Origin of the sequence: Hymenobacter cellulosivorans, from assembly GCF_022919135.1 — a bacterium.
GTDB classification, from domain to species: Bacteria; Bacteroidota; Bacteroidia; order Cytophagales; family Hymenobacteraceae; genus Hymenobacter; species Hymenobacter cellulosivorans.
The window spans coordinates 3,486,591-3,509,410 of record NZ_CP095049.1; the positions used below are offsets into that span (position 1 = coordinate 3,486,591).

A 22,820-nucleotide genomic window follows, 5' to 3' on the forward strand; every position below is an offset into this window, starting at 1 on the left:
AAAAGACTCCTTACTGGTTTGCTATAAATTCAAAAGCCGGTCTGTACTAACAGACCGGCTTTTGTGCGCGGGGTGCGTCATTCGTTAGTGCAGATATACGGCGTGCAGCACGGCTCCGGGCTGGGTGGTGTTTTCGGCGTACAGGCGCAGCGTATCCCCGCTGATCTGGTAGGTACGAGTGGCAGCCAGCACGGTCAGAAAACCTTGTTCCGTGGTATTGTCCTGCTCCGATAGGCAAGCCATACGGGTACTCCTGAGCGGCCCAAACTGCAGCGCTCCGGCTTTGGGTAGAGAAAAAGAGCCCCCAAATCGGTTGCAGCCGGCATTTCCTTCGGCTTGTTGCTCTTCGTTACGCAGCAGCAGGTAGGCTTCACCATTGGTTGGCGTCGTTATGGCACGGTTGTGTAGTGAGCGTAGCACCCAGCGGGTATTGCGCAGCTCGGCCGGAGGGGTGGTAGCTGCCGTTGCCGGCTGAGTGGCCGTAACTGGAGCCGTAGTTTGGCAGCTAGCCAGCAGCTGAACGAAAACAGTGGCGGATAATAAGAATAGGGAAGTGTTCATGAAAAGAGGAGTAACAACTGCGTTGAAAAGCGCGAAAGTGGTAGAAAAAATGCCGAAAAGCCGCCGAAACCGTATTGAAGAGTTGCCAAAAGGCTTAATTTGCGTTATGCAAAAAATCCCCCCAATCTTCTTATTCCTTTGCCTGCTCTCCTGCCCGCTTATTGCTCAAAAGAAATCCACGGCTGCAACTTCTGGGCCAGCCGTTGCCGTGGCACCCGCCACGGTAGAACGAGTAGCCCGGGCCCTGGCCGATGATGCCATGGAAGGCCGGGCCTCTACCCAGCCCGGCGGTTTGAAAGCGGCCCAGTTTCTGGCGGCTGAATTTCAGAAGCTGGGCCTGGAGTCGTTGCCCGGCGTGAAAGGATATGAGCAGGTGTTTCCGGTATATGAAAGCAAAACGGCTGCCCTCTACGTGACGATTAACGGTACCAATGTGCCGCAAGATAAGACCCTGCTGGTATCGGGGCAGCCGCAGCTGAACTGGACCAGTGAGGATGACCCCGCCGCCCGCGTCATGGTTATCGGGGCTCAGGCCATGCCCCGGCAGGTGTTCCGGCAAATTCTGGAGCCTACCGAAAACCTGATTGTCATTCTGGACCCCGCCCGCGCCGAGGATTTCCAGCGCCTGGTTGACTACACCAAACGAGGCCGCTTGTCGGCCGAAAAGCCCGGCCCGTACTCCTGCGTAGTGGCCCTGACAGCGACTCCGAATGCCGGCGTCAAATTTCGTGTGGCGGCCAATACCACCGTGCGGCCCATCGAGATTCGTAACGTAGTGGGCGTGCTGCCGGGCAAAGACCCGGCCCGGGCCGCCGAAATGGTCGTTTTTTCTTCCCACTATGACCATCTGGGGCTAATCGCGCCTGTGGCCGGCGACAACATCGCCAACGGCGCCGACGACGATGCCAGTGGCACCACGGCCGTCGTGGCGCTGGCCGAGTATTTCAAAAAGAAGAATGACAATGCCCGTACGCTGGTATTTGCGGCTTTCACGGCCGAAGAAATCGGCGGCTTCGGCTCTCAGTACTTCTCACGCCAGCTCGACGCGAAGCAGATTACGGCCATGTTCAACATCGAAATGATTGGCAAGCAGGCAAAGTTTGGCCCGAATACGGCCTTTATTACCGGTTTCGACAAGTCGGACTTCGGCAAGCTGCTGCAGCGCAACCTCACCGGCACGCCCTTCCGCTTCGAGCCCGACCCGTATCCTGAGCAAAATCTGTTTTACCGTTCCGACAACGCCACGCTGGCCCGTCTGGGCGTACCAGCCCATACCATCAGTACCGACCAGATTCCGACGGACAAGCGCTACCACACCGTCGACGACGAAATTGAAAGCCTGGACCTGGCCAACATGACAGCCGTTATTACGGCCATTGCCCGCAGTTCTGCCGGTATCGTGTCGGGCCAGCAGACGCCCACGCGGATCAGCCCGGAGACCGTGGGTCAGCGGCCCTAAACCTGACACTTTCTAAACCCAGAAGCCCTGGCCAATAGCATTGGCCAGGGCTTTTTTAGTATGGACGCCGCAGCTGGTAGCCACGTCAAGCGTTGTAACAACGTCTCGCTACAGCTTGCGGATGGTGATGATGTTGGCCGGTAATTCCCGGGGGCGGGCGGACCAGCCGTGCGCGTCGCCCTTTCCAAGGTCTGCAGCCGGTCGGCTTGCTGGTTGTGCTGCTCCACAAGCCGGCTATACGCATCCGTAAGCAGCTTGATTTGGTCTTTTAGCTCATTTACTTCCACGCTGCTGGCATAGCGCGGGTCGGGTTGTTCCGGGTCGCTGAGCCCCTTTGTAGGTCGGTAATGCCCATTGCTGTCCGGTGCCATTTGGGCCCGCACGGGGGCGAAGGAAAGCATGAGCAGCAGCAGGCCGAAAACGAATGTGTAGGAGTGTTTCATAGGGGTGGGATAAACGTATGTATAAATCAAGTATAATAAAATATAATATAAGTACCAAAAATAAAGCTCAAAGAATACGCGGACCCAAGTCCACCCACTCTTTGAGCTTTATAATGCAATAAGGAAAGTTAACGGCCTACCCGCAGACTTAAGCCAGCTCCTACGGTAGTGCCCTTAGCAAGGCCGGAAAATGCTTTGCCTGCGTTGACGTCCAGGCGCAGACCTGGCCAGGGCCGCCAGTATAGCCCCGACGTAACGCCGGGCGCCAGAGTGCTTTGCTGCTGCCAGGTGGCGTAGGTTTCCGCGAAAAAGCCCACGGAATTTGTCAGTGGGCCATTTAGGGCCAAAGTACCCAGGTAGGTACCGCGCTTGGTGTCGGCCGCCTTAAAGCCCCGTTGCCGAAAGCCGAAATTGGCTTCCAGGCCAAACCGCTCCCCGATTTGCTGGGAAACCAGCAGGCGGGCTGCCGGCTCATACTGCGTGGGCTTTAGGGTATTGTCGCCATTGAGCATGGTCATTTCGGCCAGTACCACCACCTGGGATCGGGCATTGGGCGTAGTGGAAGCCAGAAACTTGGCGCCTACCGTGGTGGGCGTAAAGCCGGCCGGCCGCACTACGTCAGTACTACCCGCCTCCGTCGCGCGGCTGGTTGCCGCCAAGGGGGAGAGGTAGCCCTGGGACACCCGCAACTCGATGTTGTTGAAGAAGCCTATCCGGAGCAGGCCGGTACTCAGATTACGAGTGGTCGAAGTGCCGGGGGCAAACGGGTCGGGCTGACTGCTGATGCCGGTTTCGAGTTGAAACTGGCCGGGGTTCAGCATGTTGGTAGTAATGGTCTGCCCGGGCCGGTCGGGGCGAATATTGCGCACAAAAGGCGTGTCTTCGTTGCCGAGGCTGGGGTCAGTAGTTTGGGCCAGGGTGCGGGCGGAGCCGACGAGCAACAGCCCGGCGGTGGTCAGCAGAGTGGTCTTACGCATGCTCTGTTGACACGCGCCACCATTTTATCGTTCGAATATTTCGATAAAGCCTCGTTAAAACGCAATTTCTCTTTACAGGTTACAATTATTCTGCGCTTTTACTTGAAAATGCTCGGCATGCAGCGTATTTTGCGGGGCGAACCACCACCTACCCGTTCTCTCAGGAGAACAGGCGCTGGTGGTTCGCCCCGCGCTTGTCATACCTTCACCTTTTGCCGTTCCGCCTTATGTCTGCCACTGTTCCATGACGTTTATTAGATGCCGGAAGCGGCCCGGGCAGCTTACTCGTCTTCGTAATCGAGGCCAAGCAGCGAGTTCAGGGCCTGCTGAATTTCACTGGCGGCGTGCATCTGGCCCGCTTTGCGGCTGATCTGCAGCCCACGCCGGTAAACCTTTTCCGCTTCTTCCGGATTTTGTAGGTGCTCCAGCATCTTGCCTGCGTGGTAGTACGTACCCACATAATCAGGGTGCTCATCCAGCAGTTTCTGGTAATACTCCATAGCCCGTTGGGGCTCCGTCGTCCGATACTCAGTGGCCAGGGCGTAGATGATGAACGGGTCGTTCGGGTCTTCGTTGTAAAAGGTCAGCAGCTGCTGCAGGCGGGTCGGCGTGGTATCCATCGGGAGGGAGTTTTCTGTATCTTCGCCCGAAATTAGGGGCTTTCCCGTAGTTTATCTCCCATCCACAAGCAGCCGTAGATGAAGTTTCTCGTTTGCATCAGCAACGTTCCCGACACGACCACCAAAATCACCTTCACGCCCGATAACAAGGAGTTCAACAAGGCCGGGGTGCAGTTCGTGATTAATCCCTGGGACGAATACGCCCTGACCCGCGCCATTGAGCTCAAAGAAGCCCAGGGCAGCGGCACCGTAACCGTCCTCAACGTTGGCGAAGCCGACACCGAGCCCAACATTCGTAAAGCCCTGGCCATCGGCGCCGACGACGCTATCCGCGTCAACGCCGCGCCCAAGGATGCCTACTTCGTGGCCGAGCAGATTGCCGCCATTGCCAAGGAAGGCGCCTACGACGTGATTCTGATGGGTAAGGAAAGCATTGACTATAATGGCTTCCAGGTGCACGGCATGGTGGGCGAACTGCTCGGCATCCCGACCGTAGCCCCGGCCATGAAGCTCGATATGAGCGGCAACACGGCCACGCTGGAGCGTGAAATCGAAGGCGGCAAGGAAATCGTGGAAGTAGCTACGCCCTTCGTGGCTTCCTGCCAGCAGCCCATGTGCGAGCCCCGCATCCCGAACATGCGCGGCATTATGACGGCCCGCACCAAGCCGCTGAAAGTAGTGGAGCCTACTGGTGAAGGTGCCCGCACCTCGGTAGCCGAGTACGCGTTGCCCCCCAAGAAGCAGGGCGTGAAGCTCATCCCCGCCGAATCGGCTGGTGATTTGATCAAGCTGCTCCGCAACGAAGCCAAGGTCATCTAGTTGGAGAGCTTAGATTTTAGAGCTTAGAACTCAGACCTGTTTTTTATTGGGTGTGCAGTTCCGGCCAAAATCTAAGTTCTAAGCTCTAACCTCTTAGTTCTAAGAAATAATGTCAGTTCTAGTAGTAGTTGAATGTGATGGCGGCGAGGTTAAAAAGTCGTCGTTGGAAGTGGCTTCGTACGGAAGCCAGGTAGCCCAGATGCTCGGCACCACGGCCACGGCCGTAGCCGTTGGCGAGGCTACCGAAGCCAACCTGGCCCAGCTCGGTGAGCAGGGCATCAGCAAGGTGCTGTATGACGCAGAGCCTCGCTTGAAGGATTTCGTGAATGGTGCCTATACCAAGCTGATTGCCGCCGCCGCTGAGAAAGAAGGCGCCCAGGTAATCGTGCTGGCCAACTCCAACATCGGTGCCGCCGTGGGCTCGCGCCTGTCGGTGCGCCTCAAGGCTAGCTTGGCTACCAACGTGGTAGAGCTGCCCAAAAATGATGGGGGCTCCTTCACAGTGAAGCGCGGTGCCTTCTCGGGCAAAGCCTTTGCCGACGTGGTGCTGACTGGCGACCGGAAAATTCTGGCTGTCAAGAAAAACTCGATTGAGGCCCTGCACGAAGCCGGTAAAACCGCTACGGTGGAATCTTTCTCGGCTAGCCTCTCGGATGCTGACTTTGCTGACGCTCCCAAGCAGGTAGTGATGCAGGATCAGGCCGGTGGCGTGCTGCTGCCCGAGGCTGACCGTGTCGTATCGGGTGGCCGCGGCATGAAAGGCCCCGAAAACTGGCACCTGATTGAGGACCTAGCTAAGGCTCTGGGTGCGGCTACAGCCTGCTCCAAGCCCGTGTCGGACGTCGACTGGCGCCCTCACCACGAGCACGTGGGCCAGACCGGTATCACTGTTTCGCCTAACCTGTACATTGCTTGCGGTATTTCGGGCGCTATTCAGCACCTGGCCGGGGTCAACTCCTCGAAAGTGATTGTCGTAATCAACAAAGATCCGGAGGCACCGTTCTTTAAGGCGGCTGATTATGGCATCGTAGGCGACGTTTTCGAAGTACTGCCCAAGCTCACCCAGGCCATTAAGGAATTGAATTAGGGTCTTGGGGTCTTGGGTTTCAGAAACGAGAAAGCCTAGCTTTGTTCCTCTGACGCGTCCAAGACCCCAAGCTCCCAAGACCCTAAGCTCCTAGATACCTTGAAAAAAATACAGCTCGAAATTCTGGGCCTTTCCTCCAGCCAGTCGCAGTCCGGCTCCTTTGCCCTGATTCTGGGTGAGAAAACCGGCAACCGTCGTTTGCCCATCATCATCGGCATGTTTGAGGCGCAAAGCATTGCCATCCAGATTGAGAAAATCAACCCCAACCGGCCGCTGACCCACGACTTGTTCAAGTCGTTTGCTGAGCATGTACACGTAGCCGTGCTGGAAGTCCTGATTTCGGATTTGAAAGAGGGCGTGTTCTACTCCAAAATCGTGTGCACCGACGGTGCCACGACCTTTGAGCTGGATGCCCGGCCCAGTGACGCTATTGCCATTGGCCTGCGTTTCGGCGTGCCTATTTACACTGTGGAAAGCGTGCTGAGCGAGGCTGGTATTATCCTGAGCGATTTGGATGAGAATGCCGACGACGATACCGACGAAGATGACGAGGACGAGGATGACGACACCACGGGCAGCCCCAAGCCAGAGCCGACGCCCCGCGACCCCAGCGGGCAGGTTTCCCTGGACGAGCTGACCAAGATGCTGGCCCAGGCCCTCGAAAAAGAAGATTATGAAAAGGCTGCCAAAATCCGTGACGAACTAAACAAGCGAAACGGCTAAGAGGCTTTTTAGCTAACAAAACGGCTTCCCTGAAGCAGGGAAGCCGTTTTGTTTTTGGCCGCATCCGTAAGCGTTGGTACCACCGCTACCGCGAAGGAGCACACGATAGGGAAGTACCAGTCTGCTGGGCTGCGGTAAGGCTCCGTTTTTACATCGTAAGCAATGCGTGTTTTTAGCAATATAGGTATTGACAAATACTTATTTTATGGTTGTAAAGCGCCCTTTTACGGCCTTGGCTGCTGTGGTTGCGTTTGAAAAGGAACTGCCGGCTACCCTGGCAGCTACCTTTCTTTCCACCTTTCCCAAACGCCTGCCCCATGAAAAGCAAGCATCTTTCCGCCCGCCCGACGTCTGCTCCGGAATCTAAAAACAAGGAACGGGTGCGGCACAATAATTTCTCTGTTGAACTAGATCCGCTGCCCTGGGAGCGGGACCAGGAATACCTGGCGTTGCGGGCCCGGGGCCCCGAGCCGCTGCGCCCCATGGACTTTGACCGGCCCGGTTGGTGATGGGCGGGCCAGTTGGGAATAGTAGGAGTGAGGCCGAAAAAGCGAAAGTGAGGAGCTACGTGGTTTTAGTACCTTGCCGTCCCAACCCTTTGGCTCCTTATGCAAACCACAACTGCCCCCGACCTCCGCTACCCCATTGGCCACGTACAGCTGCCCAACGAGCCCCTGAACCAAGGTACGCGCCTGGCCCTGATTGCCCGCATTGCCGTACTGCCCGACCAGGTGCGGGCCGCCGTAACCGGCCTGACACCCGCCCAGCTGGATACGCCTTACCGGCCCGGCGGCTGGACGGTGCGCCAGGTAATTCACCACCTGCCCGACTCCCACTTGAACGCTTACACGCGGATGCGGCTAGCCCTAACGGAAACTAACCCGACTATTCGCCCCTACGATGAGCAGGCATGGTCGGAACTGCCGGACGTGGCGGCGACGCCCGTGGCTGTATCCCTGGCTTTGCTGGAGGCGCTGCATATCCGCTGGACCATCCTGCTGCGGCAGCTCACGGACGAGCAGTGGCTGCGAACCTTTCACCATCCGGAGTCCAAGCGCGACGTCACCCTGTACCAGGCCCTGGCCTCGTATGCCTGGCACGGGCAGCACCATCTGGCGCATATCACAGAATTGCGCCGTCGGGAAGGGTTTTAGGTAGTTGACTTATAATACAAAAGGCCGGTTCACGTGCGTGAACCGGCCTTTTGTGGCTTTATATGAGCAAGGCTTAGATGTTGTAGGCGTCGTCGGCGGTGGCGGCGGCCAGACCACCCTCGGTTTCCTCGTCCACTTTCTTGGCGGCTCGTACCAGACTGCTGCTGAAAATAAACTCCTTTAGCTCAGGCACCGTGGTATTCAGGATTTCGTCCTTGTTGCCATCCCAAAGCTTGCGGCCCTGGTGCAGGTAGATGATATGGTCGCCAATTTCGACCACCGAGTTCATGTCGTGGGTGATAACGACAGTGGTAATACCGTACTCGTGGGTGATTTCGTAGATCAGTTCGTCAATCTTGATGCTGGTGGCTGGGTCGAGGCCGGAGTTGGGCTCGTCGCAGAACAGGTAGGTACAGTTGGGCGCAATGGCGCGGGCAATGCCGACGCGCTTTTTCATGCCGCCCGAAATTTCGGAGGGCATCTTGTTGCCGGCATTTTCCAGTCCTACGCGCTTGAGGCAGAACTCCACCCGGTCGCGCCGCTCTTCCTTGCTCATTTCGGGGGTGAGCATTTTCAGCGGAAACTCGGTGTTTTCGAATACGGTCATCGAGTCGAACAAAGCGCCGCCCTGGAACAGCATCCCGATTTTGCGCCGGATTTCCTGCTTGATGTCCACCTTGTTGTTCGTAAACACCAGCCCGTCGAAGGTGATGCTGCCTAAGTCGGGCTTCATCAAACCCACGATGCACTGCAGCAGCACGCTTTTGCCCGTGCCCGAACCGCCGAGCAGCAGGTTGCATTTGCCCGTTTCGAAGGTGCAGGTGATGCCCTTCAGTACCGGGTTGCCATTGAACGACTTCTGAACGTTATGAACTTCAATCATGGTGTCTAATGTGCTAATTACTACTGTGCTGAGGTGCTACAGTGACTAATGTGAGAAATGAGGCAAATCATTAACCCATCAGCACATTCACCCACATTCGCACATTAAAGCAGAACTGCGGCCAGCACATAGTCGGCCAGCAGGATGGCAATAATAGAGTTGGTAACGGCACCGGTGCTGGCAGCACCTACTTCCAGGGCTCCGCCTTTGGTGTAATATCCTTTGTACGCGGAAATAGCCGAAACAAGGAAGGCAAAAACCACCGATTTAATCAGAGCAAACAGGATGTTGTAAGGCACAAAATCGGTGCGGATGCCTTCCACGTACTCCTGGGCCGACATGGCACCCGACAGGGTACCGGCCAAATAGCCGCCCATGATGGACAATACCATGGCCAGAATAACCAGCAGCGGAAACATGAGCATGGCGGCCACAATCTTGGGCAGCACCAGGTAGGAGGCCGAATTGATACCCATCACCTCCAGGGCATCGACTTGCTCGGTGATGCGCATGGTACCCAGACCGCCGGCAATGCTGGAGCCCACTTTGCCGGCCAGCACGATGCTGGTGATGGTGGGGGCCAGTTCCAGAATCGTCATTTCACGCACCATGAAACCGATGGTGGACTTAGGAATGAGGGGATTGACTAGGTTATAGGCAATCTGGACGCAGGTAACGGCCCCGATAAAGGCCGAAACGATGGCCACGATAAAGACGGAGTCGATGCCGATGAGGATGGCTTCATCGAGGGTACGTTGCCAGAGTGTGCCCAGCCGTTCCTTCCGCACCAGCATGCTTTGCATGAAGAGCAGAAATTCACCGAAGGTTTTAACCATAAAAAGAGAAGGAGAAAAGATAAAAGCTCAAACTTGCGGGGCCGGACGCGGTGGCCTAGCGCCCAGCTCAGGCCCGGGGTACCTTACGTAAAAACGAAAACGTCAATCAAAGGAATGCAAAAATATATCGTTGTCACGGGCGGCACGAAAGGAATCGGCCGCGCCCTGGTGCTACGCTTTGCCCAGGCCGGGTTTGGGGTCATCACCTGCGCCCGTTCCGAGCAGGACCTGCGGGCTCTTACAACCGCTGTGCAGCAGGATGTTCCCGGCGCCGTGCTTCACACCTTCGCCGCCGACCTGAGCCAAGCCGACCAAACGCGGCGCTTCACCGAGTTTGTGCTGGACCTGGGCGTGCCCGTGGAGGTACTGGTCAACAACACCGGGGCCTTCGTGCCGGGCCGCCTGCAGGATGAGCCTGCCGATGGCTCCCAACTGCGCCAGATGATAGACGTGAACCTCTACAGTGCCTACGACGTGACCCGGGCCTTGCTGCCGGGTATGATAGCGCGGCGCCAGGGGCATATTTTCAATATGTGCTCTACGGCCAGCATTATGGCCTATCCCAACGGCGGCTCCTACAGCATTGCCAAGTTTGCCTTGCTGGGCCTGACCAAGGGTCTGCGCGAAGAACTCAAGGAGCACAACCTGCGCGTGACGGCCATCTTGCCCGGTGCCACGCTTACCGCCAGCTGGGAAGGCGTGGATCTGCCCGCCGAGCGGTTTATCAAGGCCGAAGACGTGGCCCAAGCCGTGTTCGGCGCGTATTCCCTGTCGCCCCAGGCCGTCATTGAGGAGCTCCTGATCCGGCCCCAGCTCGGCGACCTGTAAACCAACTAATTACTTCTGCTGCACTGCTTTGCCCTTGCCGGTTACCTTGATGCCGGTCTGTTGGGGCGTGCCATAGTAGAACAGCGTGCCGGTGCCCGCGTGCGTGCCGCCGAGGTAGCCGGTGGTCGTCACGTGGGCGTCGCCGTCGCTGTCGTGGTTGAAGGTAAAGCTGCACCGCTGGGACTGTAGCCCACTGGCGTAGAGGCTGCCGCTGCCCCCTACGAGCAGGTTGAAATCGTCGGCCCGGCCCCGCAGGCGGTAGTCGCCCAGCTCGTACATATCCATGTTCAAGTACTCGCTGGTAATGTCCAGGTCGTAGTCGCCGGCCCCTACGAGGTGGCAGAAGAGCGTGTCGGCGCGGAAGTTGCCGGCCGTGCGTATATCGCCTGAGCCGCGCAGAAACAGGTCATGAATGCGGGGAAGGTGCAGGGTTACTTCCCGGGGCGTGTCGTAGGTACGCACCCAGTTGCAGCGGCTGGTATTGCGAATTACTAGTTCCCCGTGCTCGACGCGCAACTCAAGATCTTCCTGCAAGTTCTTGCCAGCCCGTACTTCGGCGTAGGTTTCGGGGCCCTGCACCAACGTTACGTCGACGTTGTCGTAGGCAGTGATTACCTGGAAGGGCTGCAACTCGCGACGCTCGGTAATGACCTTGCCGGTGCTTTTCAGGCAGTCCATCTCGTGGCCGTCGCCGCAGCCGCCGAATAGGACGGCCAGGGCCGCGGCGGAGGCGCTAACACTAAAAACCCGCCAGGTGCGCTTAACTTGCGGCCAAATGGTACTTCGAAACATCTCTACTTTATGGACCTGACGGGCAAGATAGCCATTCTGACGGGCGTCAGCAAAGGAATAGGCCGGGCTACGGCCGAGGCGCTGCTGGCCAAGGGCGCCATCGTGGCCGGCTGGGGCCGCACTGCCCCCGAGGGATTACAGCACGAGCGGTTCCAGTTTTTCGAGTGCGACGTGCGCGACGAAGTAGCCGTGCAGGAAGCCTACGTCAACACCCGCCGGGAACTGGGCGCCGAAATCCACGTGCTGGTGAATAACGCCGGCCTGGGTATTTCGGGCGAAGTCGACGGGTTTTCCTCCGACGACTGGAAGCTGATGTTCGACACCAACGTGCACGGTATGTTCTTCTGCACCAAGGCCGTGCTGCCCCAGATGAAACAGCAGCAGCTGGGCCACATCATCAATATTTCGTCTATTGCCGGCACGACGGGCATTGAGAAAATGGCGGGCTACTGCGCTACCAAGTTTGCGGTGCGGGGCTTCTCGCAGTCCTTATATAAGGAGGTGCGCAACGATGGTATCAAAGTCACGTGTTTCTACCCCGGCTCGACGCAAACCAACTTCTTCGACGACATTCCCGGCACCGAGGCCAACGCCTCGATGATGCAGCCCCAGGACATTGCTGATACCATTATTTACGCGTTGGAAACGCCTTTCAACTTCCACCTCGTAGACATTGAAATGCGACCCTTGCAGCCGAAAAAATAATTGTTGGTCCTTGGGATGAAGCCTGTCCTTGCGAGGTGCAGCCGAAGCAATCCATCCTCTGCGAAGGTTGTCACAGTCTTTACCCGGTAAGCTCTTTTCGCTATTAATAGTCAAGGGCTAGTCAAGATAGAAGGCTCAGTACATGTCAGAGGACGGATTGCCACGGCTGACCTCGCAAGGACAGGTTTATCTACGACGGGATTGCCTACCCACTTACTCTATGGTTGAAGTACAACAGCTCAGCAAAATCTTCGGGACCCAGGCCGCGGTGAATGATATTTCCTTTTCCGTGGGCAAGGGCGAAATCCTGGGCTTTCTGGGGCCCAATGGGGCAGGCAAGTCCACCACGATGAAGATTGCTACGGGCTATTTGCCGCCCAGCCACGGCACCGTAAAGCTGGACGGCTACGACGTGCAGACCGATGCGCTGGAAGTGCGCCGCCGGGTGGGCTACTTGCCCGAGCACAACCCGCTCTACCTGGATATGTACGTGCACGAGTACCTGGAATTCATCGGCTCGGTGCACGGCCTCAAGGGTCAGCCGCGCCGCACCCGGGTGCAGCAGATGGTGGACAGGGTAGGCCTGGGCCGGGAGCAGAACAAGCAGATCGGGGCCTTATCGAAAGGCTACCGGCAGCGCGTGGGGCTGGCCCAGGCCCTGATTCACGACCCCGGCGTGCTGATTCTGGATGAGCCCACCACCGGCCTCGACCCCAACCAGATTGGTGAAATCCGCACCCTGATCCGGGAGTTAGGCCAGGACAAGACCGTTATTTTTAGCACCCACATCCTGCCCGAAGTCACGGCCCTGTGCAGCCGGGTGGTCATCATCAACCGCGGGCAGCTCGTAGCCGACTCGCCCGTCGCCGACCTGGGTGCTAAGGCCGCGGGTGAAACCATCATTCGCGCCGAGTTTGAGCAGCCCATCGACGTGGCGCCGCTGCGGGCCTTGCCGGGTATTCTGGGAGTGGAACCCGAAGCTGGCAACCGCTACCGTATCCGCGCTGCTGGTGGCACGGATATGCGCGGGGCCATTTCCCGCCTGGCCGCCCAGCAGGACTGGATACTGCTCGGCCTGCGCCAGGAAGAACAGTCCCTGGAGCAGGTGTTTCAGTCCTTGACGAGATGATATTTCCCAATTCCTAAGAACGTCATGTCGAGCAGCGCGAGACATCTCGCGTGCTGACGTTGCAGTGGTAATCTCATTGCCATTGCACGCGAGATTCCTCGCAAGCTCGGAATGACGGGCAACTTTTCCCAGAAGTACTAAATCAGCACATCCCCTGATGTTTGCCATCCTTCGCAAAGAATTTAACGCCTTCCTTAGCTCGCCGGTCGCCTACGTGGTTATCGGGGTGTTTCTGGTGGCTACCGGTTTGTTTGTATGGGTCTTCCCGGACAGCTCGGTGCTGGAGTACGGCTACGCCGACCTGCAGACCCTGTTCAATATAGCTCCCTGGATTTTCCTGTTTCTGATTCCGGCCATTACCATGCGTACCTTCGCCGAGGAGAAAAAGGCCGGCACCATCGAGCTGCTGCTCACCCGCCCGCTCACCGACGGGCAGATAATAGGAGGGAAGTACCTGGCCTGCCTGCTGCTGGCCTTGCTGGCTTTGGTGCCCACGCTGCTGTATTACTACTCGGTGTACCAGCTTGGCAACCCTATCGGCAACATTGACTCAGCCGCTACCGTGGGCTCCTACATTGGTCTGGCCTTGCTGGCGGCGGTATTTGCTGCTATCGGCATCTTCGCCTCGGCCATTACCCGGGACCAAATCATTGCCTTTCTGGTGGCCGTCGTGGGCTGCTTTCTGGTCTACTCCGGCTTCGACTCCCTGGCCTCGGTCTTCGACGGAGCCCCGGCTTACTACATCAGTCAGCTCGGCATTGCCGCCCACTACCGCGACATTAGCAAAGGCCTTATCGACTCCCGCGACCTGCTCTACTTCATCAGTCTGATTGTGGGCCTGCTCGTCGCTACCCGCCTCGTGCTGCAAAGCCGCAACTGGTAATCAACTACAAACTAGTCCCCTTTCCTTTTTCGGAGAGAGACTAGGAGTAAGGCAAACCAGCACAACGACTTGTTCTAGCTAACTACTCCGCCCTTCGGCCACCCCTGCTTTCAACAAGGAGGGAGCTTATAGCTCAAAAAAATAGCTGCCACTCTATGGCTTCTGATACGCCCGAACTTTCTGCTCCTGCCACCTCCCGCAAACGCCGCGACCTGCTCCGCTTTCTGGCAGTAGTCGGCGCGCTGCTGTTGCTCAACTTTCTGGCTCAGCAATTCTTTTTCCGCCTCGACCTGACTGAGGAGAAGCGCTACACCATGGCCCCGGCCACCAAAACCCTGCTCGAGAATCTGAAGCAGCCCGTGACGGTGACCGTGTACCTGGACGGCGACTTCCCGCCCGGCTTCCGCCGCCTGCAGCAGGCCGTGCGCGAAACCCTGAACGAAATGCAGGTCTACGGCGGCTCTAACCTGCACTACGTCTTTGTCGACCCCTCAGCGGCCGGCACCGAAAAGGCCCGCAACGAGTACTATGCTTCCCTGCTCAAGAAGGGCCTGCGGCCCACCAACCTCGGCGCCAACGAAAACGGCAAGCGGGTCGAGAAAATCATCTTTCCCTGGGCCACGGTAGCAGCTGGGGGCAAAGAGGAGCAGGTGCTGCTGCTGCGCGGCAACCAGGCTGCCCCCTCCGACGTGCGCCTCAACCAAAGCATTGAGGGCCTGGAATACGAGTTGGCCAGCGCCGTGCGCAAGCTCAACCCCGGGCAGCGCAAGCGGATTGGGGTGCTCGAAGGCCACGGGGAACTCAGCAACGCCGAAGCCGGCGACATCATCGGCTCCTTGCAGCAGTACTACGACGTGTTCCGGGTGGATTTGCGCAAAACCCGGCCCCAGGATCTGCGCACGCTCAGCGCCATTGTGGTAGCCAAGCCCAGCACGGCCTACACCGAGCCCGAGAAGTTCAAGCTCGACCAGTTCATCACGCAGGGCGGCAACGCGCTGTTCTTCGTGGATGCCATGCGGGTGAACCTGGACAGCGCCAACCGCGGCGGCATGCTTTCTTTCCCGCTGGATCTGAACCTGGAAGACCAGCTCTTCAAGTACGGCGTGCGCGTGAACCCCGACTTGCTGCTCGACCTCAACTCGGGTGTCATTCCACTCGTCACCGGCACCGAGGGCGACAAGCCCAAGGTGGAGCCCATGCCCTGGCAGTTTTACCCGCTCATCAACTCCTTCAGCAAGCACCCCATCACCCGCAACCTCGACGCGGTATACACCAAATTCATCAGCACGATTGATACCGTAAAGGCGGCCGGCATCCGCAAGACCCCGCTGCTGTTTACCTCGCGCTACACCCGGGTGCTGCCCGCACCCGTGCCCATCAACTTCAACGATGCCCGCCTGGAGCCCAACCAGAAGCTCTACAAGGAAAGCTTTAAGCCCGTAGGCTACCTGCTCGAAGGCCAGTTTCAGTCGCTCTACGCCAACCGCGCCGAGCCCGGCACCAGCAACTTCCTGCCCGCCACTTCGCCCAACGCCAAGCCCTCCAAAGTGCTGGTCATTTCCGACGGCGACTTTATCCGTTCCGAGCTGGACCCCAAAACCGGCAACCCCTACCGCCTGGGCTTCGACCGGCTGGCCAACACCGAATTTGCCAACCGCGAGCTGGTCCTCAACGCCGTGGACTACATGCTCGACGAAAGCGGCCTGATTTCGGTGCGGGGCAAGCAAATCACCCTGCGCCCCCTCGATAAGCTCAAGGTCATCGAGCAGAAAAGCCGCTGGCAGCTGCTCAATATTGCTGCGCCCCTGGCGCTGCTGGGCCTCTTCGGAGCCGTGCGGGCCTGGCGCCGCAAGCGGCGCTACGCGTCGTTTTAATATCGACTACAGATTGATTTGCTGAAATTCTATTTCAAAAGATCCTTTGCATTTCTTTGCTTGGTATACCTTTATAGAGCTATTGTAGTGTTCTTTGAGTATCAACCTGATTGTGTTGATAGTTTCAGCTTCGCAGTTTATTCCTAGATAAACTGCTTCTAAAACATTGCGTTGTAGAGGATATTTTCTTTCATCATTGGTTCTAAATCCTCCGGTGAAATATCTTACTTCCTCTTCGTACTCCCATTGTCTGTGTTTGGTTAATATCATATTGAAAATGGATTCCTTTGGCTCCCGGGAAAAATCCATGGTTACATAATGATCTGTATAATTGACATCAAAGGGTCGTATAACAGACTTTTTGTTTTCAATTCTGTACTCAAGGCAAAACCCTTTATGACAATTTGCATAATGGGACCACATTAGAATAGATGTGTTTTTCCTCGAAAAGCAACAAACACCTAAAGTTGTATACCTTTCCTTAAACTCTTTTTCCTTATTTTTCCTGTAATTAGTCTGCTTTTTTACGCTAAAAGTGATTGTGTCAAGGCTACAATCGTAGGGATCATTAAATTTTGAAGGAGGGGCGAAGTATATGTAGCTTTCTCTCAAGCTTTCAAAATGGTACTTTTCAGTGCCATAAAATTTGTATATAGTTTTAGGAATTCCTTTCTCTTCTCTTATTTTATCTATAGTTGCAATGGTGGTAGGGCTAGGGTTCGATGGTGTGTTAAGTGGAGTAGTAATAGCTGAGGGGGGTACCTGAGCCTTCTGCTTTTTAAATGTTAGATGGTTTATCTCTCTGTCCAGGTCATCTAAGAGAGATACTTGATGTGCAGTCAGTTTAGTTGTCGGCTTACTCTCCACTATATGTCCTTTTGAGGCTAAAAAATTAACAAGGACAAGCATACTTGCATTTAAATCTTTTGCAGCTTGTTGCAGTCTTTTAGGAGTATGGGTTTCCATGGGAAGGCGCTTTTACAGAGGTCCTGATTGTTGAAAATAACTAGCTATTCTAGAGCATCCCGCAGCACCTCGGCTTCCCGCTCCAGTCCCGCAATGCGCGCCTCCAGCAGCTTCTGGGGCCCGGCGCCGCAGTCGTAGAGCAGGGCAGTTTCGGCCTCCGTTTCGAGTAGGGCCAGCCAATTCTCTTCGTGGGCCGGGTTCTTTACTGGCTCGGGAAAGGCCCGCAGGGCGGGTAAGGCCGCGAGCCGGGCTTCGTAGGGCGCGGCCTTCAGGCGTAAATCCGCCAGCTCGTAGCGCAGACGGCTGGCGTGGTGCTGACAGTAGGTCAAGCGGGCCTGTAGTGGCTCATGGTCGGGTGGGGGAGCTGGCAATGGTGGGGGCGCAGGGCGGTTACCGGCCGGGTCATACACCAGTCCAATAGTGGCCAGGGTAAGACGAATGAGTTGCACGGCCGTGCCCAGCGGCCAGGCACGATGCAGGCCCTCGGCCAAGGCAACACTATTGCGGGAAATGCCTAGCCAGTTGCCCAGCATGTCCTGCGAAAGACCCAGTTTCTCTCGAATCTCGTCGGCCATGAGTGGGTAAGTAGATAGAGCTTATGAAACACATTTGCCTGAAACAATATAAAGTGTTTCAACCAAATGTGTTTCACGCCTGCCTGGTTTCTTGCTCGTGTCAGGCAGTTTGGGTAGCTCTAATAGCGGATCTTTGGGTCGGTTACGAAGGAGGCCAGCAGCTCATGCAACGACGATGAAGGCTCGGCCTCAAGTATTTGGGGTGGGTAGGAGGGGGCCGTCAGGTTCAGGTACCCGGTCAGGTAGGTGAAGTCTTCGGGATGCACCGACTTGAAGCCCATGGACCACTGCGAGAAGTTGCGCTGCTGAATAGGCCCGTCGGCGAGCTTGGTCACGTCGTAGTGGCGCAGGTCCTGGGCAATGCGGTTGAAAATGTATTCCACCTCATCTTCTGGTCCTTCCAGCACCTGAATGATGTTGGAGTCGCAATAAAGCAGCACGCCCGTCAGGTCGTGGCTATGGTTCCAGGCGCGCGACTGCACGAGCAGGGCTTCCAGCTCCGATTCGCTGAGGGGGGCCGTTACGTTGCTTTGGTAGGCCAGATGATAGAGGGGGGCAGCAGGCATGCGGTGCAAATAAAAATACGCTCCGTGCAAGTAAGCAAAAAGCTTTGGTAGATGCACGCCAGCCCGGCGCCTGGCTTCCTCCCGACTTAATACCGAATCGGCTCCTCCGTCAGAAAGGAAGCTAACAAGGTGTGCAATAAGGTAGTACTACTAGCGGCCAGGACCGCCGGAAAGGCCGGCAGGTCGGGGTTCAGATATCCGACCACGTTCTGGAAGTCCTCGGAGCGCAGTACGCTAAAGCCCATCGACCAGTGGGCGAAGCTACGGTGACTAATGGGCCCGTCCGTCAGGGCCGTTACGTTGTGATGGCGCGGGTCCCGCTCAATCCGGGCGTAGACAAGGTGAACGGCCTCTGCCGAGCCCTCCAGCACCTGCATATACCGTCCTCGGCTGTAGAGCAGCATGCCCGTAAGGCCATATTCCAGGTTGATGGCCCGGGCCTGTGCCAGTAGCTCTTTCAGTTCCTGCTCGGTAGGAATGCTGGTCGCCGTGCTCTGGTACGCTAAGTGATGCAGAGGATAGGCTAAGGGCAGAGGCATATAGCAGACCAGATAAAGTATTGTGAATACGCGTTATGCAAGGCAAAAGGCTGTGGTCGAGGTAGAATAAAAGCTAGGCCGGATACGCGAGTCGTGGCTCTTTCGGCGGTTAGGCCCTATTATCAGCCCGTGCAAGCACCTAAACCTGCCCGCCGGGCCACTAGAAAACCCCGCCGCGGTTTCCTATCTTTGTCCTCTTCCTTACAACGCCAGCCAACCCCGCCTATATGAAGTTTATCGTCTCATCATCCGCCTTGCTCAAGCAATTGCAGAGCATCAATGGCGTGGTGACCAACAACCCCGTAGTGCCGATTCTGGAGAACTTTCTCTTTGAAATCGAGGATGGCAAGCTGACGATTACCGCCTCCGACCTGGAGACCAGCATGATTACCGAGCTGCCCGTGGAAGCCCGCGAAAGTGGCCGCATTGCCGCCCCGGCCCGTATCCTGCTCGACACGCTAAAGAACCTGCCCGACCAGCCCGTGACCTTCACCCTGGACGAGGAAACGTATACCATCGAAATTGCCTCGGCCAATGGCCGCTACAAGCTGGCCGGTGAAAACGCCACCGACTTCCCCCGGGTGCCGGTGGTGAAAGGCTCCTCGCCGATTGAGATTCCCTCCTCGTCGTTGCAGCGGGCCATCAACAAGACCATCTTCGCCGTCAGCACCGACGAGCTGCGCCCCGCCATGACCGGTATTCTGGTGCAGCTGGCTGATGCCCAGGTGACCTTCGTGGCCACCGATGGCCACCGCCTGCTGCGCTACCGTCGCTCCGACGTGGGCGCGGGCCAGACGGCCAACCTGATTATTCCGCGCAAGGCCTTTAATCTACTGAAAGGTGCCCTGCCCTCCGAGGCAACTACCGTGCGCGTCGAGTTCAATAATTCCAATGCCTTCTTCAGCTTCAACCAGATGCGCCTCGTGTGCCGCCTGATTGATGAGCGCTACCCCGATTACGAAAACGTAATTCCGGTGAGCAACCCTAACAAGCTCATCATCAGCCGCTCGGAGTTCCTCAACTCGGTGAAGCGCATCATGATCTACTCGAACAAGACCACCCACCAGGTTCGCCTGCGCCTGGCCGGTTCCGAGCTGACTATCTCGGCCGAAGACCTCGACTTCAGCAACGAAGCCAACGAACGCCTGGCCTGCCAGTACGAGGGCGAGGACATGGAAATCGGCTTCAACGCCCGCTTCCTGGCCGAAATGCTCTCCAACATCGATTCCGAGGAAATCACCCTGGAGCTGAGCACTCCTAACCGCGCCGGCTTGCTCATGCCCACCGTCGCCGACGACAACGAGAGCATCCTGATGCTGGTGATGCCGGTAATGCTGAACAACTACGTGTAAGCGCGGTTTACCAGCCTAAACAAAAAACCATCTGTCATCCTGAGCCCTGCGAAGGACCTTATTACGCTAGAACGAGTCGTTGTCATGACCGCCGTTCAATTGAAATAAGGTCCTCCGCAAGTTCAGGATGACACACTTTTTTACAAGAACATCCTTCCGATGAAAAAATCTGAAATCCGCTTCAGCATTGCCCTCGACGACCAGAAAGTGCCCGAGGCCATCAGCTGGACGGCTACCGACGCGGGCCCTGATATTCACTTCGCCAAGGCCATCAACATTGCCCTTTGGGACCGGGATGAGCGGGGCACGATGAAAATTGACCTCTGGACCAAGGAAATGCCCGTCGATGAGATGAAGCGCTTCTACGTGGACACGATGGGTGCCATGGCCGAAAGCCTGATTACGGCCACCAACGACACCGAAATGGCCACCAAAATGCGCAACCTCTGCCGCGAACTGACTGACTACCTCAACAAGCAGGAAGCCGAGCAGCGCTAAGCCACCGCAAACAACATAGAAAAAGCCCCGCTGGAGTGTTCCAGCGGGGCTTTTTCTATCCCAAGAAGCTAACAGAGGTTAGCGGCCATCTTCGGCAGGCGTGGTCCGGGCCGGCCCAATGGTAGCACCGCGGCTGCTGGCCGGCAGCGGGTTCCGGACCGACTTTACAAACACAGCGTTGGTTTGCTTGGCGTAGTCCTTGTCGTACTTATAGAATTCCTCGCGCGAGTCGTAGTAGGCGCTGTACTGGGAGTTGCTGAGCACGGTGCGCAGTTCCTGGTCACGCTCCCGGCATACGGCCCCGCACTGCTCGTCGATGAGGCGGGGGTTACCGGCATTTTTCTGCTCAATGGCGGCCATCTTGGCGACCTTATCTTCGTTGATGGCCCGCAGGCGGGTCGACTGGTAGCCGTTTAGGCGCAGGTCGCGGGCCATCTGGTCGGAGAGGCGCTTGGCGCGTTCCTGCACCGGGTTGAGGCGGGGCGTGGCTTTGGTTTTATCCTGAGGCTGCACTATAGCGGGCTTCTGCTGAGCCTGCGCGCCCAGCGTAGCAGCCAGAATCAGCGCGGCGGTGGCAAGTTGATTTCTCATGGTATAGAAGCAGTTAGATTAACAAGTGAAAGGCTGCCCCTCAGCTGAAACAAGAGCCCCAGCGCCCGGCAGATGTCATTCCTTAACGAAAAACTATGCCAGGGAGTTCTGGGGGAATGTGCTGATGTGCTACTGGGAGAGAATGTGAGAAATGAACAGATGTGTCCTTGCAAGCGAAGCGCGGCCACTCTTCCTCTGAAATGTACTAAGTGCTCTTAACTGAAAAACCCCTTACTCCAACTGGAATAAAGGGGCTTTCTGGGTAAAGGCTGTGACTACCTGCGCAGAGGGCGGATTGCTTCGGCGGCCTTCAGCCTCGCAAGGTCACGGAGGCTATCAGCCTATTCCATACATTAGAAACTGTTTTTCCACATCATCGACTCCACGGGCTTGTCGGTGCGGTCGTTGTACTTGGCGTTGGCCTTGCGGTTGTAGAAGGTTTGCACGTCGCCCTGAACGGCGAAGTAGATGAGCTGGCCGATGGGCATGCCGGCGTAGACGCGCACTTGCTGCGTCACGGAGATTTCCAGAGTCCAGGTGTTGCAGAAGCCTACGTCGCCTTTGCCAGCTGTGGCGTGAATGTCGATGCCGAGGCGGCCCACGCTCGACTTGCCTTCCAGGAAGGGCACTTGGGCATGGCTTTCGGTATATTCTTCCGTCACGCCCAGATACAGCACGCCGGGCTGGAGCACAAAGCCTTCCTCGGGCATTTCAAACACGTCGATTTCGTTGTGCTTGCGCGCATCCAGTACGGTGTCGCGGTAGGTAGCCAGGTAGCGGCCCAGGTGTACATCGTAGGAGTTGGTGCCCAGACAGCTAGGGTCGTAGGGTTCGATAACGATGTTGCCGCGCTCAATTTCGGCCAGAATCTGCTGATCGGTAAGAATCATGAAGGGGAAGTTAGTTGTCAGTTGTTCGTTGTCCGTTGTTAGTTATCTGTTTTCAATTGTTGAAGCGCACTGACGGAACGACCTAACAACTGACAACCAGCAACTAACAACGAAGACTACTCGGGGTCGTCTTCGTCGCCGTAGCGGTCCTGGGGCAAGGAGTTGGCGGCGCGCTTGTTGGGGCGGGTGCCATTAGGTTGCCGCTCTTCCAGCTCTTCAGCCAGGCCATCGAGGCGGGCGCGCAGATCGGGTAGCACGTTGGCAATGATGTGAAACAGCAACAGCGTCGAAATTGCCGAGAGCAGCAGGGCCAGGTAATCTACCCAGTCGTGGTGCACGGAGACGTCCACGGGGCGCACGGTCGGGCCGCCGGCCGGCCGCAGGGTGCCCACCTCTGGTTCGGGCTGGGGGGTGGGGTCTTCGGCCACAGTAGTGGTGGAAGGTATGGCGTCGATGTCGGCGGGCGGCACGGCGGCCTCGTCCACGGCTACGTCTTCCGGGTTGGGGTCCTCGGAGGCATTAAACTGAGCCGAAGCCTGCTTGATGCTGCGCTGCAGAGAGCGAATCAGGGCCACCCGTTCGTCGCGGGGCAGTACCCGGATAAAGAACTCGAAGTTTTTGTCGATTAGCAGCGTGTTGAGCTGCTTTTCAAACTCGGCCAAGTCGGTGCGGCCTTTGCCGAAGCGGTTTTTGAAGCGCTCCGACACATCGTTGTAGTTGAGAAAAAGCTTCTTCAGGTTGGCATTGCCGCTGAAGCCGTCGAACTCCTTACGGGCCTTGTGGCTGCGCAGCGTCACCGGAAACTTGTTGCGGGTAAACGACTTGTCGTACACCGTTTCCATAGTCCGGAAGTTGAGCTCGTCCACGGTGCGGTCGAACAGGCGCTTATTAGCCGCGGCCGGGGCTTCTACCTGGGCATGCAAGGGGCCCAGCGAGGCGACAAGCAGGAAAAAGAGGGAGAAGAAAAGGCGAAATAGGCGCATGGCAGCAAAGCAGATTGGCCGCAAAGGTAACCAGAAGGCGCCGTGGTTCGGAAAAGCAGGCAAAAAACTGTGTATTTAGCCTGCAAT

The 22,820-nt window shown here is 57.1% G+C and carries 27 protein-coding genes; 13 read left to right on the forward strand and 14 right to left on the reverse strand.

The window, feature by feature from the left end; translation table 11 throughout:
• Nucleotides 1–84 precede the first annotated feature (84 nt).
• On the reverse strand, nt 85–561 hold the full coding sequence (locus MUN80_RS14755) for an META domain-containing protein (protein ID WP_244714127.1): 477 nt from the start codon (nt 559–561) through the stop codon (nt 85–87).
• A gap of 208 nt (nt 562–769) precedes the next feature.
• Here MUN80_RS14755 and MUN80_RS14760 point away from each other — a divergent pair, with 208 nt between their 5' ends.
• Nucleotides 770–2,020 carry a M20/M25/M40 family metallo-hydrolase gene (locus MUN80_RS14760; protein ID WP_244714128.1) on the forward strand — a complete coding sequence of 417 codons (1,251 nt, stop codon included), beginning with the start codon at nt 770–772 and terminating at the stop codon, nt 2,018–2,020.
• Here MUN80_RS14760 and MUN80_RS14765 read toward each other — a convergent pair.
• From MUN80_RS14765 to MUN80_RS14775, 3 genes are all read right to left on the reverse strand, one after another.
• Complete coding sequence (locus MUN80_RS14765; protein ID WP_244714129.1) at nt 2,017–2,463, reverse strand: hypothetical protein; 447 nt, start codon at nt 2,461–2,463, stop codon at nt 2,017–2,019. The genes MUN80_RS14760 and MUN80_RS14765 overlap by 4 nt on opposite strands.
• 128 nt (nt 2,464–2,591) lie before the next feature.
• Entirely contained in the window at nt 2,592–3,440 is an 849-nt protein-coding gene (locus tag MUN80_RS14770) for a transporter (RefSeq protein ID WP_244714130.1), read from the reverse strand.
• Between the two features lie 281 nt (nt 3,441–3,721).
• Nucleotides 3,722–4,060 (reverse strand): tetratricopeptide repeat protein, encoded by a 339-nt coding sequence (locus tag MUN80_RS14775; protein ID WP_244714131.1) that lies wholly within the window; start codon nt 4,058–4,060, stop codon nt 3,722–3,724.
• Between the two features lie 78 nt (nt 4,061–4,138).
• On the opposite strand from MUN80_RS14775, the gene MUN80_RS14780 reads away from it, so the two are divergent.
• The 5 genes from MUN80_RS14780 (at nt 4,139) to MUN80_RS14800 (ending at nt 7,843) form a co-directional block, all read left to right on the forward strand.
• Nucleotides 4,139–4,879 carry an electron transfer flavoprotein subunit beta/FixA family protein gene (locus MUN80_RS14780; RefSeq protein ID WP_244714133.1) on the forward strand — a complete coding sequence of 247 codons (741 nt, stop codon included), beginning with the start codon at nt 4,139–4,141 and terminating at the stop codon, nt 4,877–4,879.
• A gap of 109 nt (nt 4,880–4,988) precedes the next feature.
• A complete protein-coding gene (locus MUN80_RS14785) occupies nt 4,989–5,966 on the forward strand; it encodes an electron transfer flavoprotein subunit alpha/FixB family protein (protein WP_244714134.1) in 978 nt (325 codons plus the stop codon).
• A gap of 99 nt (nt 5,967–6,065) precedes the next feature.
• A complete protein-coding gene (locus MUN80_RS14790; RefSeq protein ID WP_244714136.1) occupies nt 6,066–6,689 on the forward strand; it encodes a bifunctional nuclease family protein in 624 nt (207 codons plus the stop codon).
• A 317-nt stretch (nt 6,690–7,006) separates the two neighbouring features.
• Nucleotides 7,007–7,198, forward strand: a complete 192-nt coding sequence (locus MUN80_RS14795) for a hypothetical protein (protein ID WP_244714138.1) — start codon at nt 7,007–7,009, stop codon at nt 7,196–7,198.
• Between the two features lie 99 nt (nt 7,199–7,297).
• Nucleotides 7,298–7,843, forward strand: coding sequence for a YfiT family bacillithiol transferase (locus tag MUN80_RS14800; RefSeq protein WP_244714139.1), 546 nt, complete (start codon nt 7,298–7,300; stop codon nt 7,841–7,843).
• Nucleotides 7,844–7,916: 73 nt separating this feature from the next.
• Here the strand turns inward: MUN80_RS14800 and MUN80_RS14805 are convergent, their stop codons facing one another.
• Both MUN80_RS14805 and MUN80_RS14810 read right to left on the reverse strand, forming a co-directional pair.
• Nucleotides 7,917–8,726 (reverse strand): ABC transporter ATP-binding protein, encoded by an 810-nt coding sequence (locus tag MUN80_RS14805; protein ID WP_244714141.1) that lies wholly within the window; start codon nt 8,724–8,726, stop codon nt 7,917–7,919.
• A gap of 104 nt (nt 8,727–8,830) precedes the next feature.
• On the reverse strand, nt 8,831–9,562 hold the full coding sequence (locus MUN80_RS14810) for an MlaE family ABC transporter permease (protein WP_244714142.1): 732 nt from the start codon (nt 9,560–9,562) through the stop codon (nt 8,831–8,833).
• Between the two features lie 114 nt (nt 9,563–9,676).
• Here MUN80_RS14810 and MUN80_RS14815 point away from each other — a divergent pair, with 114 nt between their 5' ends.
• A complete protein-coding gene (locus tag MUN80_RS14815; RefSeq protein ID WP_244714143.1) occupies nt 9,677–10,390 on the forward strand; it encodes an SDR family oxidoreductase in 714 nt (237 codons plus the stop codon).
• 9 nt (nt 10,391–10,399) lie between these two features.
• Here MUN80_RS14815 and MUN80_RS14820 read toward each other — a convergent pair whose 3' ends face one another.
• A complete protein-coding gene (locus MUN80_RS14820; RefSeq protein ID WP_244714144.1) occupies nt 10,400–11,182 on the reverse strand; it encodes a head GIN domain-containing protein in 783 nt (260 codons plus the stop codon).
• A gap of 9 nt (nt 11,183–11,191) precedes the next feature.
• On the opposite strand from MUN80_RS14820, the gene MUN80_RS14825 reads away from it, so the two are divergent.
• The 4 genes from MUN80_RS14825 to gldG all read left to right on the forward strand — a co-directional run bounded on the left by MUN80_RS14825 (nt 11,192) and on the right by gldG (nt 15,773).
• Nucleotides 11,192–11,887, forward strand: coding sequence for an SDR family oxidoreductase (locus tag MUN80_RS14825; protein ID WP_244714145.1), 696 nt, complete (start codon nt 11,192–11,194; stop codon nt 11,885–11,887).
• A gap of 220 nt (nt 11,888–12,107) precedes the next feature.
• Complete coding sequence (gldA, locus tag MUN80_RS14830) at nt 12,108–13,016, forward strand: gliding motility-associated ABC transporter ATP-binding subunit GldA (protein ID WP_244714146.1); 909 nt, start codon at nt 12,108–12,110, stop codon at nt 13,014–13,016.
• Between the two features lie 157 nt (nt 13,017–13,173).
• Nucleotides 13,174–13,899: a gliding motility-associated ABC transporter permease subunit GldF gene (gene gldF, locus MUN80_RS14835; protein WP_244714147.1), complete on the forward strand. Its 726-nt coding sequence runs from the start codon at nt 13,174–13,176 to the stop codon at nt 13,897–13,899.
• Nucleotides 13,900–14,054: 155 nt separating this feature from the next.
• Nucleotides 14,055–15,773 (forward strand): gliding motility-associated ABC transporter substrate-binding protein GldG, encoded by a 1,719-nt coding sequence (gene gldG / locus MUN80_RS14840; RefSeq protein WP_244714148.1) that lies wholly within the window; start codon nt 14,055–14,057, stop codon nt 15,771–15,773.
• Between the two features lie 6 nt (nt 15,774–15,779).
• Here gldG and MUN80_RS14845 read toward each other — a convergent pair whose 3' ends face one another.
• The 4 genes from MUN80_RS14845 to MUN80_RS14860 form a co-directional block, all read right to left on the reverse strand.
• Nucleotides 15,780–16,739: a DUF2971 domain-containing protein gene (locus tag MUN80_RS14845; protein ID WP_244714149.1), complete on the reverse strand. Its 960-nt coding sequence runs from the start codon at nt 16,737–16,739 to the stop codon at nt 15,780–15,782.
• 44 nt (nt 16,740–16,783) lie between these two features.
• Complete coding sequence (locus MUN80_RS14850; protein WP_244714151.1) at nt 16,784–17,314, reverse strand: helix-turn-helix domain-containing protein; 531 nt, start codon at nt 17,312–17,314, stop codon at nt 16,784–16,786.
• 119 nt (nt 17,315–17,433) lie between these two features.
• Entirely contained in the window at nt 17,434–17,880 is a 447-nt protein-coding gene (locus MUN80_RS14855; protein ID WP_244714152.1) for a BLUF domain-containing protein, read from the reverse strand.
• An 86-nt stretch (nt 17,881–17,966) separates the two neighbouring features.
• On the reverse strand, nt 17,967–18,419 hold the full coding sequence (locus MUN80_RS14860; RefSeq protein WP_244714154.1) for a BLUF domain-containing protein: 453 nt from the start codon (nt 18,417–18,419) through the stop codon (nt 17,967–17,969).
• Nucleotides 18,420–18,646: 227 nt separating this feature from the next.
• On the opposite strand from MUN80_RS14860, the gene dnaN reads away from it, so the two are divergent.
• Together dnaN and gldC are read left to right on the forward strand one after the other, a co-directional pair.
• Entirely contained in the window at nt 18,647–19,771 is a 1,125-nt protein-coding gene (gene dnaN / locus MUN80_RS14865) for a DNA polymerase III subunit beta (RefSeq protein WP_244714156.1), read from the forward strand.
• A gap of 159 nt (nt 19,772–19,930) precedes the next feature.
• A complete protein-coding gene (gldC, locus tag MUN80_RS14870; RefSeq protein ID WP_135393154.1) occupies nt 19,931–20,269 on the forward strand; it encodes a gliding motility protein GldC in 339 nt (112 codons plus the stop codon).
• Between the two features lie 78 nt (nt 20,270–20,347).
• Here the strand turns inward: gldC and MUN80_RS14875 are convergent, their stop codons facing one another.
• The 3 genes from MUN80_RS14875 to MUN80_RS14885 form a co-directional block, all read right to left on the reverse strand.
• Complete coding sequence (locus MUN80_RS14875; protein ID WP_244714158.1) at nt 20,348–20,860, reverse strand: DUF4890 domain-containing protein; 513 nt, start codon at nt 20,858–20,860, stop codon at nt 20,348–20,350.
• A 353-nt stretch (nt 20,861–21,213) separates the two neighbouring features.
• Entirely contained in the window at nt 21,214–21,750 is a 537-nt protein-coding gene (gene dcd, locus MUN80_RS14880) for a dCTP deaminase (RefSeq protein WP_244714160.1), read from the reverse strand.
• Between the two features lie 116 nt (nt 21,751–21,866).
• The gene (locus MUN80_RS14885; RefSeq protein ID WP_244714161.1) at nt 21,867–22,733 is read right to left on the reverse strand and encodes a hypothetical protein; all 867 of its coding nucleotides are present in this window, start codon (nt 22,731–22,733) and stop codon (nt 21,867–21,869) included.
• Nucleotides 22,734–22,820: the final 87 nt, after the last annotated feature.